At 76.4% G+C, this 14,332-nt stretch carries 10 protein-coding genes; 7 read left to right on the forward strand and 3 right to left on the reverse strand.

The window, feature by feature from the left end:
* The first annotated feature begins 237 nt into the window (after window positions 1-237).
* From nirB to C892_RS0102310, 4 genes are all read left to right on the forward strand, one after another.
* A complete protein-coding gene (gene nirB / locus C892_RS0102295; protein WP_017555875.1) occupies window positions 238-2,739 on the forward strand; it encodes a nitrite reductase large subunit NirB in 2,502 nt (833 codons plus the stop codon).
* 2 nt (window positions 2,740-2,741) lie between these two features.
* The gene (nirD, locus tag C892_RS0102300; RefSeq protein ID WP_017555876.1) at window positions 2,742-3,116 is read left to right on the forward strand and encodes a nitrite reductase small subunit NirD; all 375 of its coding nucleotides are present in this window, start codon (window positions 2,742-2,744) and stop codon (window positions 3,114-3,116) included.
* Entirely contained in the window at window positions 3,113-4,294 is a 1,182-nt protein-coding gene (locus C892_RS0102305) for a uroporphyrinogen-III synthase (RefSeq protein ID WP_017555877.1), read from the forward strand. Before nirD ends, C892_RS0102305 begins: the two co-directional genes overlap by 4 nt.
* Before the next feature lie 105 nt (window positions 4,295-4,399).
* Window positions 4,400-5,125 carry a sirohydrochlorin chelatase gene (locus tag C892_RS0102310; RefSeq protein WP_017555878.1) on the forward strand — a complete coding sequence of 242 codons (726 nt, stop codon included), beginning with the start codon at window positions 4,400-4,402 and terminating at the stop codon, window positions 5,123-5,125.
* Between the two features lie 215 nt (window positions 5,126-5,340).
* Here C892_RS0102310 and C892_RS0102315 read toward each other — a convergent pair whose 3' ends face one another.
* Window positions 5,341-6,123, reverse strand: a complete 783-nt coding sequence (locus C892_RS0102315; protein WP_017555879.1) for an MBL fold metallo-hydrolase — start codon at window positions 6,121-6,123, stop codon at window positions 5,341-5,343.
* A gap of 92 nt (window positions 6,124-6,215) precedes the next feature.
* On the opposite strand from C892_RS0102315, the gene C892_RS0102320 reads away from it, so the two are divergent.
* A complete protein-coding gene (locus tag C892_RS0102320; RefSeq protein ID WP_017555880.1) occupies window positions 6,216-6,818 on the forward strand; it encodes a TetR/AcrR family transcriptional regulator in 603 nt (200 codons plus the stop codon).
* A 22-nt stretch (window positions 6,819-6,840) separates the two neighbouring features.
* On the opposite strand, the gene C892_RS29865 is transcribed toward C892_RS0102320, so the two are convergent.
* A complete protein-coding gene (locus tag C892_RS29865; RefSeq protein ID WP_017555881.1) occupies window positions 6,841-7,392 on the reverse strand; it encodes a VanZ family protein in 552 nt (183 codons plus the stop codon).
* A 287-nt stretch (window positions 7,393-7,679) separates the two neighbouring features.
* Here C892_RS29865 and C892_RS0102330 point away from each other — a divergent pair, with 287 nt between their 5' ends.
* Window positions 7,680-8,849 (forward strand): protein-tyrosine phosphatase family protein, encoded by a 1,170-nt coding sequence (locus C892_RS0102330; RefSeq protein ID WP_017555882.1) that lies wholly within the window; start codon window positions 7,680-7,682, stop codon window positions 8,847-8,849.
* Window positions 8,850-9,139: 290 nt separating this feature from the next.
* On the opposite strand, the gene C892_RS29870 is transcribed toward C892_RS0102330, so the two are convergent.
* The gene (locus tag C892_RS29870; RefSeq protein WP_051060461.1) at window positions 9,140-9,841 is read right to left on the reverse strand and encodes a septal ring lytic transglycosylase RlpA family protein; all 702 of its coding nucleotides are present in this window, start codon (window positions 9,839-9,841) and stop codon (window positions 9,140-9,142) included.
* Window positions 9,842-10,260: 419 nt separating this feature from the next.
* On the opposite strand from C892_RS29870, the gene C892_RS0102340 reads away from it, so the two are divergent.
* The gene (locus C892_RS0102340; RefSeq protein ID WP_017555883.1) at window positions 10,261-13,887 is read left to right on the forward strand and encodes a TM0106 family RecB-like putative nuclease; all 3,627 of its coding nucleotides are present in this window, start codon (window positions 10,261-10,263) and stop codon (window positions 13,885-13,887) included.
* The last annotated feature ends 445 nt before the right edge of the window (window positions 13,888-14,332 follow it).

Consider the following 14,332-nt stretch of genomic DNA (forward strand, 5'->3'; position numbering starts at 1 on the left):
CCCGGCCACGCCGCCGTGCCCGCGCGCCGGCCTTCGGCCGCGACGCCCCCTCCCGCCTGCGCACACGCCCCACCACCCGGCGCCGCCCGTCTCACTCACTGCTGACCAGCGGTGACAGGACAACGAAACACCCCGGTCACAAACGCCTGACCGACCAGAAACGCGTACTCGGTTACGTGGAGGGCGAACCCGAGGCCCACCCCGGTCCGCCACCCACAGGAAGGGGACCCCCGAGCCATGGCACGACTCATCGTCATCGGCAACGGCATGGCCGGCCACCGGCTGGTCGACACCCTCACCCGCGCCGACACCGGCCGCGCCTGGCAGGTCACCGTCATCGGCGAGGAGCCCCGCCCCGCCTACGACCGGGTCGCCCTCTCCAGCTACTTCGACGGCGCGAGCGCGGACGACCTGCTGCTGGGCGACCTGACCGACCGCGCCGCCCAGCGCCTGTCCGAACGCGTCACCGCCATCGACCGCGCCGCCCGCACCGTCACCACCGACGCCGGCACCGTCCTGGCCTACGACGCCCTGGTGCTGGCCACCGGCTCCACCCCCTTCATCCCCCCGGTCCCCGGAGCCGACCTGCCCGGCTGCCACGCCTACCGCACCATCGAGGACCTGGAGGCCATCACCGCCTCGGCCCGGGGCGCGGCCACCGGCGCCGTCGTCGGCGGCGGCCTGCTGGGCCTGGAGGCCGCCAACGCGCTGCGCCTGCTGGGCCTGGACACCCACGTCGTCGAACTGGCCCCGCACCTGATGCCCGCCCAGGTCGACCAAGGCGCCGGTGCCCTGCTCGCCCGCATGGTCGCCGACCTGGGCGTGAAGTGCCACACCGGCGCGGCCACCTCGGCCGTGCGCTCGGGCCCCGACGGCCGCGCCGACGGGCTGGACCTGGGCGAGCGCGTCCTGCCCGCCGACGTGGTGGTCTTCTCCGCCGGCATCCGCCCCCGCGACGACCTGGCCCGCGCCGCCGGCCTGGAGATCGGCCCGCGCGGCGGCGCCGCCGTCGACGACGCCTGCCGCACCAGCGACCCGGACATCTATGCCGTGGGCGAGTGCGCCAGCCACGACGGCACCGTCTACGGCCTGGTCGCCCCCGCCAACGCCATGGCCGACACCGCCGCCCAGGCCCTGCTGGGCGGCACCGCCGCCTTCACCGGCGCCGACACCTCCACCAAGCTCAAGCTCATGGGGGTGGACGTGGCCAGCTTCGGCGACGCCCACGCCCGCGCCGAAGGCGCCCTGGAGGTGGTGGTCAACGACGCCGCCTCCCGCCGCTACGCCAAGCTCGTGGTCTCCGACGACGCCTCCCGGCTGCTGGGCGGGGTGCTGGTGGGCGACGCCTCCTCCTACGGCACGCTGCGCGCCCTGGTGGGGCGCGAGCTGCCCGGCGACCCGCTGGAGATGATCTCCCCGGCCTCCCCGGGCGCGGCCGCCGGCCCCGGCGCCCTGCCCGACGAGGCCCAGATCTGCTCGTGCAACGCCGTCACCAAGGGCGACATCGGCTCGGCCATCGACGGCGGCGCCGCGGACGTGCCCGCCCTGAAGGCGGCCACCTGCGCCGGCACCAGCTGCGGCAGCTGCGTGCCCATGCTCAAGACCCTGCTGGCCGAGGCGGGGGTGGAGCAGTCCCGGGCGCTGTGCGAGCACTTCGCGCACTCGCGCGCCGACCTGATGCAGATCGTGCGCGCCACCGGCATCACCACCTTCTCCGAGCTGATCGCCCGGCACGGCACCGGCGCCGGCTGCGACGTGTGCAAGCCCGCCGTCGCCTCCATCCTGGCCTCCCTGGGCAACGGCCACATCCTCTCCGGCGAGCAGGCCGGGCTGCAGGACACCAACGACCACTTCCTGGCCAACATGCAGCGCAACGGCACCTACTCGGTGGTGCCGCGCATCCCCGGCGGCGAGATCACCCCCGAGCGGCTCATCGTCATCGGCGAGGTGGCCCGCGAGTTCGGGCTCTACACCAAGATCACCGGCGCCCAGCGCATCGACCTGCTCGGCGCCCGCGTCGAACAGCTCCCGGCGATCTGGGGCCGCCTGGTGGAGGCCGGGTTCGAGTCCGGCCACGCCTACGGCAAGGCGCTGCGCACCGTCAAGTCCTGCGTCGGCTCGACCTGGTGCCGCTACGGGGTCCAGGACTCGGTGACCATGGCCATCGACCTGGAGCTGCGCTACCGGGGCCTGCGCTCCCCGCACAAGCTCAAGGGCGCGGTCTCCGGATGCGCCCGCGAGTGCGCCGAAGCCCGCGGCAAGGACTTCGGGGTGATCGCCACCGACAAGGGCTGGAACCTCTACGTGGGCGGCAACGGCGGCTTCACCCCCCGCCACGCCGAACTGCTCGCCGGCGATGTGGACTCGGCGGACCTGGTGCGCTACCTGGACCGCTTCCTCATGTACTACATCCGCACCGCCGACCGGCTCCAGCGCACCTCCGCCTGGATCGAGTCCCTGGACGGCGGGCTGGACCGGCTGCGCGAGGTGGTCGTCGACGACGCCCTGGGCATCGCCGCCGACCTGGAGGCCGACATGGCCGCGCACATCGGCGCCTACACCGACGAGTGGCGCGGGGTGCTGGAGGACCCCGACAAGCTCGCCCGGTTCGTCTCCTTCGCCAACGCCCCCCACACCCCCGACCCCACCATCTCCTTCGACACGGTGCGCGAACAGCCGGTGCCGGCCGAGCCCGTGCTGCTGGGGATGCCCGAGACCGCGACCGCAGTGGAGGCCTGACCATGACCACCATCACCGAGACCCCGGCCCCGGCCACCCCGGACACCTGGACCCCCGTGTGCGCCTCGGCGCTGCTGGCCGCCGAGCGCGGCGCGGCGGTGCTGCTGCCCGGCGGCGCCCAGGCCGCCGTGTTCCGCTCGGCCGCCGGCGGCCTGTACGCCGTCTCCAACATCGACCCCTACACCGGGGCCGCGGTCATCGCCCGCGGCATCATGGGCGACCGCGCCGGGGAGCCGACCGTGGCCTCCCCGCTGCTCAAGCACGTGTTCAGCCTGCGCACGGGCCGCCCCCTGGACGCCGAGGGGCCGGGCCTGGCCTGCTACCCGGTGCGCGAGAGCGACGGGCGGGTCGAGATCGACGCCGGGGCGCTGCGATGAGCCCGCCCGCCGCGACCGCCTCCTCCCGGCCCCAGGCCCCGCCGGAGCCCGGCCCGGGCCCCTCCGACCCGGCGCCGCTGGAGGGCTTCACCGTCGGGGTGACCGCCAGCCGCCGCGCCGAGGAGCTGGCGGCCATGCTGCGCCGCAAGGGGGCCGAGGTGGTGTGCGCCCCGGCGCTGCGCATCGTGCCCCTCAGCGACGACGAGCGCCTGACCGACGTCTCCCGCGCGCTCATCGACCGCCCCGCCGACGTGGTGGTGGCCACCACCGGCATCGGCTTCCGCGGCTGGCTGGAGGCCTGCGAGACGTGGGGGCTGGCCGAGCCGCTGACCGCCTCGCTGCGCTCCTCGCGGCTGCTGGCCCGCGGGCCCAAGGCCAAGGGCGCCATCCGCGCCGCCGGCCTGACCGAGGAGTGGTCGCCGCCCTCGGAGTCCTCGGCCGAGGTGCTGGACCGGCTGCTGGAGGGCGGGGTGAGCGGGCTGCGCGTGGCGGTGCAGCTGCACGGCGAGCCGCTGCCCGACTTCTGCGCGGCGCTGCGCATGGCCGGGGCCGAGGTGGTGCAGGTGCCGGTCTACCGGTGGACCGGGCCCGAGGACCCGGCGGCGCTGGACCGGCTGATCGAGGCGGCGGTGGGCGGCGGCATCGACGCGCTGACCTTCACCAGCGCCCCGGCGGCGGCCGGTCTGCTGCAGCGGTCCCGCACCACCGGCGCCTACCGGCCGCTGGTGCGGGCGCTGCGCGCGGGGCGGCCGATGGCGATGTGCGTGGGCCCGGTGACGGCGGCGCCGCTGGCCGCCGACGACGTGCCCACGGTCTGGCCGGCGCGCGGGCGCATCGGGGCACTGGTGCGGCGCCTGGCCGAGGAGCTGCCGCGCACCTGCCCGGAGCTGCCGGTGGCCGGCCGGCGGCTGCGGCTGCGCGGGCGGGCCGCCCAGGTCGACGGCGAGCTGCGCCCGCTCACCCCGGCGCCGATGCGGCTGCTGCGCGAGCTGGCCGCCCGCCCGGGGCGGGTGCGCCACCGCTCGGAGCTGCTGGCGGCCCTGGGCCCGGACGCCGACGCCCACGCGGTGGAGACGGCGGTGGCCCGCCTGCGCGCGGCCCTGGGGGACGCGCGGATGATCCAGACCGTGGTCAAACGCGGCTACCGCCTCGCCCTGGACGCCGAACCGTGCGAGTGAGCCGCACCGGCGGCACTGCCCACGACCTCTGAACCACCGCTTCCCTCCCGGGCAATGGGGCCCGGCCGACCCCTTCCGGTCCGCCCACTGGCATAGGAGGCCCCGATGAGCGTCCCGCCCACCCCCACCCTGCTGCTGGCCGTCCACGGCACGCGCGACCCCGAGGGGGCGCGCACCGCCCGCGCCCTGGCCCGCGCCACCGCCGCGGCCTCCGGGGCCCCGGTCCGGCTGGCCTTCGCCGACGTGCTCGAACCCGACGTGGGCCAGGTCGCCGCCGGCGTCGAAGGCCCCCTGGTGGTGGTCCCGGCCTTCCTGGCCTCGGGCTACCACGTCCGGGTGGACATCCCCGAGCAGCTGGCCCGGGCCGGGCGCGCGGAGGTGCCCGTCGCGCCGGCCCTGGGCGCCGACCGGCGCCTGGTGGCGGCCGCGGCCGCCCGGCTGGCCCGGGCCGGGCACCGCGCGGGGGAGCCGGTGGTGCTGGCCGGGGCCGGGTCCTCGGACCGGCGCGCCCTGGGCGAGGTCGAGCGGGCCGCCCGGATGCTGTCGCCGATGGTGGGCGCACCGGTGGTGACCGGGTACGCGGCCACGGCCGCCCCCACCGTCGCCGAGGCCGTCGCGGCCCTGCGCGCACGCGGCGCCGCCCGGGTGGCGGTGGCCTCCTGGCTGCTGGCCCCGGGCCTGTTCCAGGCGCGCCTGTCCGAGGCGGGCGCCGACACGGTCGCCGGCCCGCTGTGCCCGCACCCGGCCGTGGCCCGGGTCCTGGCCGACCGCTACGCCCGGACCCTGTCCACCGCGCAGGAACGCCCCCTGGCGGCGTCGGCGATGCGCTGACCGCCCCGTCGGCCCCCGGCTCTCCGCGCCCCGGAGGCATCCCGCCGGGCGGCAGAAGGCCGCGGGAGGGAGGGACGGCGCTCGGTCGGCGGATCCGGGGCCCGGAGGCCGCCGGGTGCGTGAAGGAGGCCTTCGCCGGCAACGAGTCCGGCACGTGCCTCCGGCGCCCCTCGGGCGCATCGGCCCCGGATCCCGGATTCGCCTGGACCCGCCGGTCACACGGCCAGGTCCAGCCACCGTCCGAGGGCCGGCACGGATGCGCGCCCTCCGGCGCGGGCGCGGAACTCCTCCTCCGGGTCGGCCGCCTCGACATAGCCCGCCACCTTGTCCGGCTGTTCCGCCTCGTAGTGCATCGGCACCGCGTGCCGGGCGTCGAGGATCTCCGCGGCCGCGGCGGCCTGCCCCGGGTCCATCACGGCGGGCACCGGGCTCGGCGGCTGCAGGTGCGGCGCGTCGACCACCGCGCCGTTGGCGGGCAGGAACACCGCGTCGAACGGGGCGAACCGGCGCGCGATGCGCCACCAGTGGCCGTGGAACATCGTGTCGCCGCCGTGGAAGACCCGCTGCCCGTCGGCCTGCACCACCCAGTTCAGCTGCGGATCGCCCAGCCCGTCGACGGCGGGGACCGCGGTCAGGCGGAACGGCCCGACCTCGCGGGTGGACCAGGCCTCCACGACCTCGACGTCGGGGAGGTGCAGGGCCAGTTCGCGCTCGGCCGCCAGCGTCGCCGCGTTGTCCGTCTGGTCGCCGGGGCCGGGCGCTGGCCGCAGCACCGGCGCCCCCGGCGCCAGCGCGCGGGCGAGCGCGGCGGCGTCGGTGTGGTCCCGGTGCAGGTGGGTGACCAATGCGGCGGCGGCCCTCCCGCTCGGCGCCGCCAGCCCCTCGCCGGGCCTCCACCCGGTGAACAGCGGCGAGAGGTCCTGCACGTGGTCGATCACCACGCGCTCGCCCGCCGCCTCGGCCTCCACTCCGGCCCAGCCCAGTCGTCGCACCCGCATCGCACGCCCCTTCGTCTCGGTTGTCGCCACAGAAATTAGCGTACGTGCGTTCGCTAAAGCAATGGCGGACGCGCGTACGCTATCCTCGTGGCATGTCGCCACGACGCTCAGCGGCCGAAGCGCAGGCCACCAGGGGCCGGATCCTCACCCGCGCCGCCGAGATCGCCTCCGAGGAAGGGCTGGACGGCATCACCATCGGCCGACTCGCCGAGGAGCTCCAGATGAGCAAGTCCGGGGTGCACAAGCACTTCGGCACCAAGGTGACGCTGCAGATCTCCACGCTGGACAAGGCGTTCGTGGACTTCTGGCACCGGGTGGTGGAGCCGGCGCGGGCCGAGCCGCCGGGCCTGCGGCGGCTGCACGCGGTGTGCGCCAACTCCGTGGACTATCTGGAGGCGCCGCTGCTGCCCGGCGGGTGCCTGATGACCGCGGCGCTCACCGAGTACGACGGCCGCCCCGGCCGGGTCCGCGATGCGGTGGCCCAGGTGTGGTCGGAATGGAGGGGGCGGCTGCGCGCGGACCTGGCCACGGCGGTGGACAACGGTGAGCTGCCCGCAGGCTTCGACATCGACCAGGCGCTGTTCGAGATCGTCGCCGCCGGACTGGCGCTGAACACGGCCATGCAGCTCCAGCACGACCGGGCGGCCGCGGGCCGGGCCCGCCGGGCGATCGAACGGGCGCTGGACCAGGCCTGACCGCACGGCCGACCACGGCCGATCAGGGCGCGGCCCCCTCCCCGCCGCGGGCCGGATCGGCCACCGGCGCCGTCCGCGGGCCGGTGCGCCACCAGGGGCGGGTGATGCACGCCCCCAGCAGGGCGCCGGCGCAGTTGAGCAGTACGTCGTCCACCGGGGCCACGTGACCCCGGGCCATCAGGTACTGCAGCCCCTCGACGGTGACCGGCACGGCCGCTGCCGCCGCCAGCAGCCGGGGCCACCGGGCCGGCGAGAGGAAGGCTCCCAGGGCCAGGAACAGGGCAACGTTCCCGCCGTTCTGGCAGAGGCCGGTCACTTCCGGACCGGAGGAGGCCGTGACGCTGAAGGGGACCAGCGCCAGCCCGCCCACGGTCCCGGGGTTGAGCAGTGTCAGCGAGACGATCCCCAGCACCGACACCGCACAGAGCAGGTCGGCCGCGCTGTCGAGCACGGCCGGGAGCCGATCGGCGCGCCGGCGCCTGCGGATCCGGACCAGGACGGCGAACAGCAGGACCCGCACCGGGGACACAAGCACGGCCCCTTCGAGCGCCGCGGTGACCGAAGACCGACCCATGGGCCCCGATCCGACCACATCCCCGGAGCGGAAGGACGGGGGCGGGGACCAAGGGCCGTGGCGCCGTGCTCCGAAGGGCGGTCGGGGCCCGCGCCCGTCCCCTGTCCTGTCGTCCCGCTGCGTGCGCCGCCGGCCCGGTCCCCGCCGTTCCGCTTTCGGACATCATCGATTTCCGGATTGGGGCGTCTTGTGGGGATCCGTGGCCGGATGCGGCTATCACGGGCGAGAGGCCTCTCTAGAGGGCATAGACACAACGTGCCGCGGCAGTGACCCCGAGGAGCCCCTCCATGCCCGCCGACGACCGGACCGACCCCCCTTCCTGGCCCCGCGACGACCCCCGCTACGACCGCTGCGCCGGCGCCTGGACCGGTGCGGCCGCCGCCGCGTGCATCGTGGGCGCCCCGCCCGCCATGGCCGAAGAGGCCACCCACCCCGACGGCGACGGCGCCGGGCCCGCCCTGCTCTCCTGGCTCATCTCCACCGCCCTGGAGGGCATGGCCGACCCCGCCACCGTCCACAAGGCCGTCGACACCCTCCCCGACCGCGCCTGGGCCCTGGCCCTGCGCGCCACCGCCGCCGAAGGGCGCATCCCCGCCCCCGAACCGGTGGTCCCCCCGCACAGCCCCATGGGCGCCGGCTGGCGCGCCGCCGCCGAGGCGCCCGCGCCCGCCCTGGAGCCGGCCCGCGCGGTCTTCCCCTGCTCCCAGCTGGTGGAGGCCGTCTGGCGGGCCTATGCCGCGGGGGGCGACGAAGCGGCCATGTACGCAGGGGCCATGGCCGGAGCACGGTGGGGGGCCTCGGGCATCCCCCTAGAGGCGCAGCGGCGCCTGGCCGACATCGTCGCCCCCCGCACCCTCGTCCGGCGCGCCGTCGTCCTGGCCCGCGGCACCGACCCCGCCGCCTGGCCCGAGGCGCCCGCCCAGCCCACCGGGGCGGCCCCCTCGGTCAACACCCCCTTCTGCACCCCCCACCCCCACGACCCCGGAGTGCTCCTGGGCAACGTGGCCCACCTGCGCTCGGGCCCCGACGTGGACGCGGTGGTCTCCCTCAACCGGATCGGCCCGGCCGACGCCCCGGCACACCTGCCCGCCCGCGACCGCATCGAGGTGTGGCTGGCCGACGCCCAGGGCGAGGGCGTCAACCCCAACCTGCACTTCGTGCTCGACGAGGCCGCCGGGGCGGTGGCCGCCCTGCGCGCCGAGGGCAAGCGGGTCCTGCTGCACTGCGCGGCCGGGCAGTCCCGCACCCCCGCCGTGGCCGCCCACTACGCCACCCTGGCCTGCGGCGCCGACGTGGTGGAGGCGCTGCGCCTGATCATCCGCGCCACCGGCGGCCACCTGAAGACCCCCGCCCTGTCCACGGCCGCCGCCGCCCTCAACGGCGTCGACCTCGCCGACCCCGCCGCCGCCCTGTTCCCCGACGGCACGCCCGCGCCGCGCGAGCACCGGGGGGACTGACCCCGCGCGCACATGACCGGGGACGGGCGCGGGCAGCGGGAGGGGGCCGACGCCGTGGTGCGGCTTGCGCCCTCTCCGTTGTTGATCTCGGGGAAGTCGGCCTTGTACCGGCCGGTACAAGGCCGACTTCCCCGAGATCAACAACGGGCCTGCCCGCGGGGGCGTCCGCCGGGTCCCCGACCGACCTGTCCTTGCAGTACCAGGGGCCCGGCCCGGCCGCGCACACACGTGCGGCCCCGGCCGGAGCCGGGGCCGCACGCACGGCGCAGAGCAGGGGAGGGGAGGCGGCCTTAGCCGACGACCTGCCACTCCACGTCCACCACGCCCTGGCTGGCGCTGGCGATGGTCTCGAAGGAGGCCGTGGACAGGTCCAGGCACCGCCCGGCGATGTAGGGGCCGCGGTCGTTGATGCTCACCACCACCGACTTGCCGTTGGAGGGGTTGGTCACCTCCACCTTGGTGCCGAAGGGCAGCTCCTTGTGCGCCGCGGTCATCGCCGAGGGGTCGAAGGTGCCGCCGCTGGCGGTGGGCTGGGGGTCGCTGTACATCGAGGCCTCGCAGGCGCCGCCCTGGCCGGTGGGCGTCAGCCCCGAGGACTCGCCCGAGCCGGACTCGGAGCCGGAGGAGTCGTCCTGGGAGGAGGACTCCTGCTCGGGCTCCTCCTCCTTCTCCTCCTCGGCCTGGGCGGCGGTGCCGCTGGCCGAACCCTCGGCCTGGGAGGCGGCCTGCTCGCGCTCCTGCTGGGCCTGCTCGCGCTCCTTGTCGACCTGCTCCTGGTCGGGGGCCTGCTCGTCGCCGGCCTGCTCGGAGGTCTGGGCCTGGGGCACCTTCGCCGCGCTGTTGAGGTCCTGGGGCTGGGCGCCCCCGACCACCGCGGCGCCGGCCACGCCGCCGGCGGCCAGGACCGCACCCGAGGCGGCCACGGCCACCAGGGCGCGCTTGGTCTTCATGCGCTGGAGAAGGGAGGTGCTTTCGGGCTGGTGATCGCCCACGGCTGATCGTCCTTTGAACGGGAACACGAAAGTCGGCTGCGCAAGGCCTGGAACCGCCGGGACTTGGGGCCCGGCGCCTCCCGCGACCGAGGGGCGCGCCGGCGCAGCGGTGGGCCGCCCGGGATCCGGGGGCGACCGAAAAGAGCTGGTCACGTGTACGCAAAGGGGGTCTGGACCAACGGGGACCGACCCTAACCATCACGAGGAGGTAACGAGAACAGAAAACCCCGGTTTGTGGAACATGTCACCCTTGTGGTCGACGCCCCGTCAGCCCCGCGCACCCCACCGTGACCGGTCGCGGTGACCCCCGGCACCCCCCGACGCGGCCCGCCCCACCCGCCCCGGCGCGAACACCGGTCGAACGGCGCACCGACGTGGCACAATGCCCCGCGAAGAACCAGCGGGGAGGGAGCGGCCAGGTGTTCCGCAACGAGAACGGGTGGGTCATCTCGCCCACCGACCTGGTCGACGCCATGGAGTGCGACCACCGCAGCGCCCTCAAGGCCGCCCTGGCCGCCGGCGCCCCCGGCGCACCCGCCCCCGCCGACATCGACCCCCTCATCGCCCGCCAGGGGCACGAGCACGAACGCGCCGAGCTCGAACGCCTGCGCGCCCTCTTCGGCGACGACCTGGTCGAGATCGACGACCCCCGCCCCACCCACCAGGACATGCTGCGCGCCGCCCAGGCCACCCGCGCCGCCATGGAGCAGGGGGCGCCCGTGGTCTACCAGGCCGCCTTCTACCACCCCCTGCGCCCCGGCGTCGCCTTCCACGGCCGCGCCGACTTCCTGGTCAGCACCGCCGTGGACCCCGCCACCGGCCGCACCGCCGACGCCCCGGGCCCGCACACCCACGAACCCTGGGACACCAAGCTCGCCCGCCGCCCCGGCCCCGGCGCAGTCCTGCAGCTGGCCGCCTACGCCGCCTCCGTCGCCGAGACCGGCGCCCCCGAACCCGAGAACATGCACCTGCTCACCGGAGACGACGCCGCCCACCGCCACCGCACCGCCGAGTACCTGCCCGTCCTGCACCAGGTGCGCACCCGCATGGCCGACCGCCTCACCGCCCCCGGCGGCGGCCCCCTCGACCCCGCCTCGGTGGCCCTGCCCGACCCCCTGTGGGGCCCGCCCCAGCCCGCCTGCGACGGCTGCGGCTACGCCGCCCTGTGCACCCGCGGCCGGGAGGAGGCCCGCCACCTCACCCTGGTCGCCGGCATCCGCACCGACCAGGCCCGCAAACTCGCCGACACCGGCATCACCACCATCGACGCCCTGGCCGCCGCCGAACCCGATAACCGCCCGGCCGCCCTGCCCCCGCACACCTTCGAACGCCTGCGCGCCCAGGCCGCCCTCCAGGTCCGCCAGGACGCCACCCGCACCGGCGACGACCCCCGCGGCACCGTCCTGGCCGAGGTCCACGCCCCCGAAGGCCTGGCCTCACTGCCCGCCCCCAGCCCCGGCGACGTCTTCTTCGACATGGAGGGCTACCCCTACTACGAAGGCCCCCAGGGCAGGGGACTGGAGTACCTGTTCGGCGCCGTGGCCCGCGACCTGCCCGACCACCCCGCCGAACCCGGCGACGCGGCCCCCGGCCCCGAGCGCTTCCACGCCTTCTGGGCCCACGACCGCGCCCAGGAGAAGCGCGCCTTCGAGGACTTCGTCGACTTCGTGTGCGAGCGCATCGACCGCGACCCCGGCGCCCACGTCTACCACTACGCCTCCTACGAGGCCGACCGCCTCAAACTCCTGGCCGCCGCCTTCGGCACCCGCGAGGCCCAGGTCGACGAACTCCTGCGCGACCGCCGCCTGATCGACCTGTACACCGTGGTCAAGAAGAGCCTGCGCGTCTCCCAGCGCTCCTACTCCATCAAGTACCTCGAACCCCTCTACCTGCCCCAGGCCCGCAGCGGCGACGTCACCAGCGCCGTCTCCAGCATCGACGCCTACGCCGACTACGCCCTGGCCGCCCAGGAGGGCGACGCCGACCGCGCCGCCAAGGTCCTGGCCGACATCGCCGACTACAACCACGACGACTGCGCCTCCACCGCCCGCCTGCGCGACTGGCTGGAGGACCTGCGCCGCGAGCACGGCATCGACCAGCGCCCCGGCGCCCAGGGCGAACTGGCCCCCGACGACGCCGACGAACGCGCCCAGGAGAACCGGCGCCGCCGCGAAGAGGCCGAGGAGCGCCTGCGCGCCCTGACCGCCCCCCTCCTGCAGGACGTGCCCCAGGACCCCCGCGAACGCCGGGAGCACCACGACGCCCGCGCCCTGCTCGCCGCCCTGGCCGGCTACTACCGCCGCGAGGAGAACCCCGCCTGGTGGGACTTCTTCCGCCGGCTGTCCGCCCCCATCGAGGAGCTGGAGGCCGACGGCGACTGCCTGGTGCCCCTGCGCGTGCGCACCGGCGCATGGGTCGAGCCCACCGGGCGCCGGCGCAAGTCCCGCCGCGAGATCCACGCCCGCGCCGACCCCGCCCGCCCCCACCCCTTCACCCCCGGCGAACGGGTGCGCCTGCTCTACCCCGCCGCCCCCGGACGCCCCGCCGACGCCGTGGACGCCCAGGTCACCGCCGCCGACGCCGGATCGCTCACCCTGGAGGAGACCAGCGACCCCCAGCAGACCTACTCCCGCGCCCCCGCCGCCGTCCTGCCCGGGCCGCCCGTGCGCTCGGCCCCCAAGGACGCCGCCCTGTGGTCGCTGACCGAACAGGTCCTGCCCGAGCTGCCCGACCTGCCCGCCGGCCCCGGCCCGGACCTGCTGCGCCGCCGCCCCCCGCGGCTGGCCGGCGGCGCCGCACTGCCCCGCCCCGCCGACACCGGCGGCGACACCGTGGCCGCCGCCATCGCCGCCGTCGACGCCCTGGAGGACTCCTACCTGGCCGTGCAGGGCCCGCCCGGGGCCGGCAAGACCTACCTGGCCGCCCGGCTGATCGCCCACCTCATCGCCACCGGCCGCACCGTGGGCGTGTGCTCCACCAGCCACAAGGCCGTGGAGAACGTCCTGACCGCCGCCCTGCACGCCGCCCGCGGCCAGGGCCTGGACCTGCCGTGCGCCAAACGCCCCTCCGGCAAACCCGACCCCGACGCCCGCTGGGAGCAGCCGGCCACCGTCAAGGCCCTGGCCGCCTGGCGCGCCGCCAACCCCGGGGCGCACCTGGTCGGCGGCACCGCCTGGAACTTCGCCAACGAGGCCCTGGCCGCCGACCCCTTCGACGTGCTCGTCATCGACGAGGCCGGGCAGTTCGCCCTGGCCGACACCCTCGCCGTGTCCACCGCCGCCCGCAACCTGGTGCTGCTGGGCGACCCCCAGCAGCTGCCCCAGGTCGTCCAGGGCTCCCACGGCGAGGGCGCGGCCGCCTCGGCCCTGGAGCACCTGGTGGGCGGGGCCGAGATCCTCGACCCCGCCCTGGGCTACTTCCTGGACCAGACCCGGCGCATGCACCCCGCCGTGTGCGCCCCCGTCTCCCGCCTGGCCTACCGCGGCCTGCTGCACGCCCACCCCAGCGCCGGCGAGCGCACCGTGGCCGGGGTGCGCCCGGGCCTGTACGCCCGAACGGTGGAGCACCAGGGCCGCACCAGCCACAGCCCCGAAGAGGTCGAGGCGGTGGTGGAGGCCGCCGCCCACCTGGTGGGACGCACGGTCCGCGAGCCCGGCTCCAGCGCCGAACGCGAGCTGGCCGGGGAGGACGTGCTGGTCGTGGCGCCCTACAACATGCAGGTGCGCGCCCTGCGCCGGGCCCTGGCCGAGGCGGGGCTGGAGCAGGTGCGGGTGGGCACCGTCGACCGCTTCCAGGGCCAGGAGGCCCCCGCGGTGATCTGCTCGATGACCGCCTCCAGCGGCGCCGACCTGGCCCGCGGCCTGGACTTCGTGCTCTCCCGCAACCGGCTGAACGTGGCGCTCTCGCGCGCCCAGGTGGTGGCGGTGCTGGTGTACTCCCCGCGCCTGCCCCAGGCGGCGCCGCGCACCGTGGAGGAGCTGCGGGTGCTGTCGGGCTTCGCGGGCCTGTGCGCCCAGGCCGCCCCCTGGCCCCCGCCCGCCGACTAGCGCACCGGCCGACCCCGGCCGCCGTCCCCCGCGCAGAAGGTCGGCGCCGGGGCTGCGTGCGGCGCCGAGGCGCCGACGGTCACGCCCAAGAGCGTCCACGCGGCTCCGCCGTACGGCCATGGAACGCCCTCGCAAGGACGTCGGGACTCGTGGCCGCACGCGCTTCAGCAGACCCCATCGGCCCTCCACCGTCCCACGGGCGGTGGCCGGCCCTTGAGGATCGCGGCCGCGCCGACCCCGAGCGGCAGGGTGTCCGCCACTCGCCTTCCCGCCCCAGAGAGCAGGTGCCCGTCCTCCGCCGGGCCGCCGGAGACCCCCGGAGCAGGAAGGTCCAGGAGCCGTACGACGCCGCCCGCCCCGGCGTGCACATGAGAGGGCGGGGGATCCCCAACGACTCCCCCGCCCTTTCCGGGCCCCGGCGCGTCCACCCTCGAAGGATCGCCGG

It is taken from the genome of Nocardiopsis baichengensis YIM 90130 (assembly GCF_000341205.1).
In the GTDB taxonomy this organism is placed as follows: domain Bacteria; phylum Actinomycetota; class Actinomycetes; order Streptosporangiales; family Streptosporangiaceae; genus Nocardiopsis_A; species Nocardiopsis_A halophila.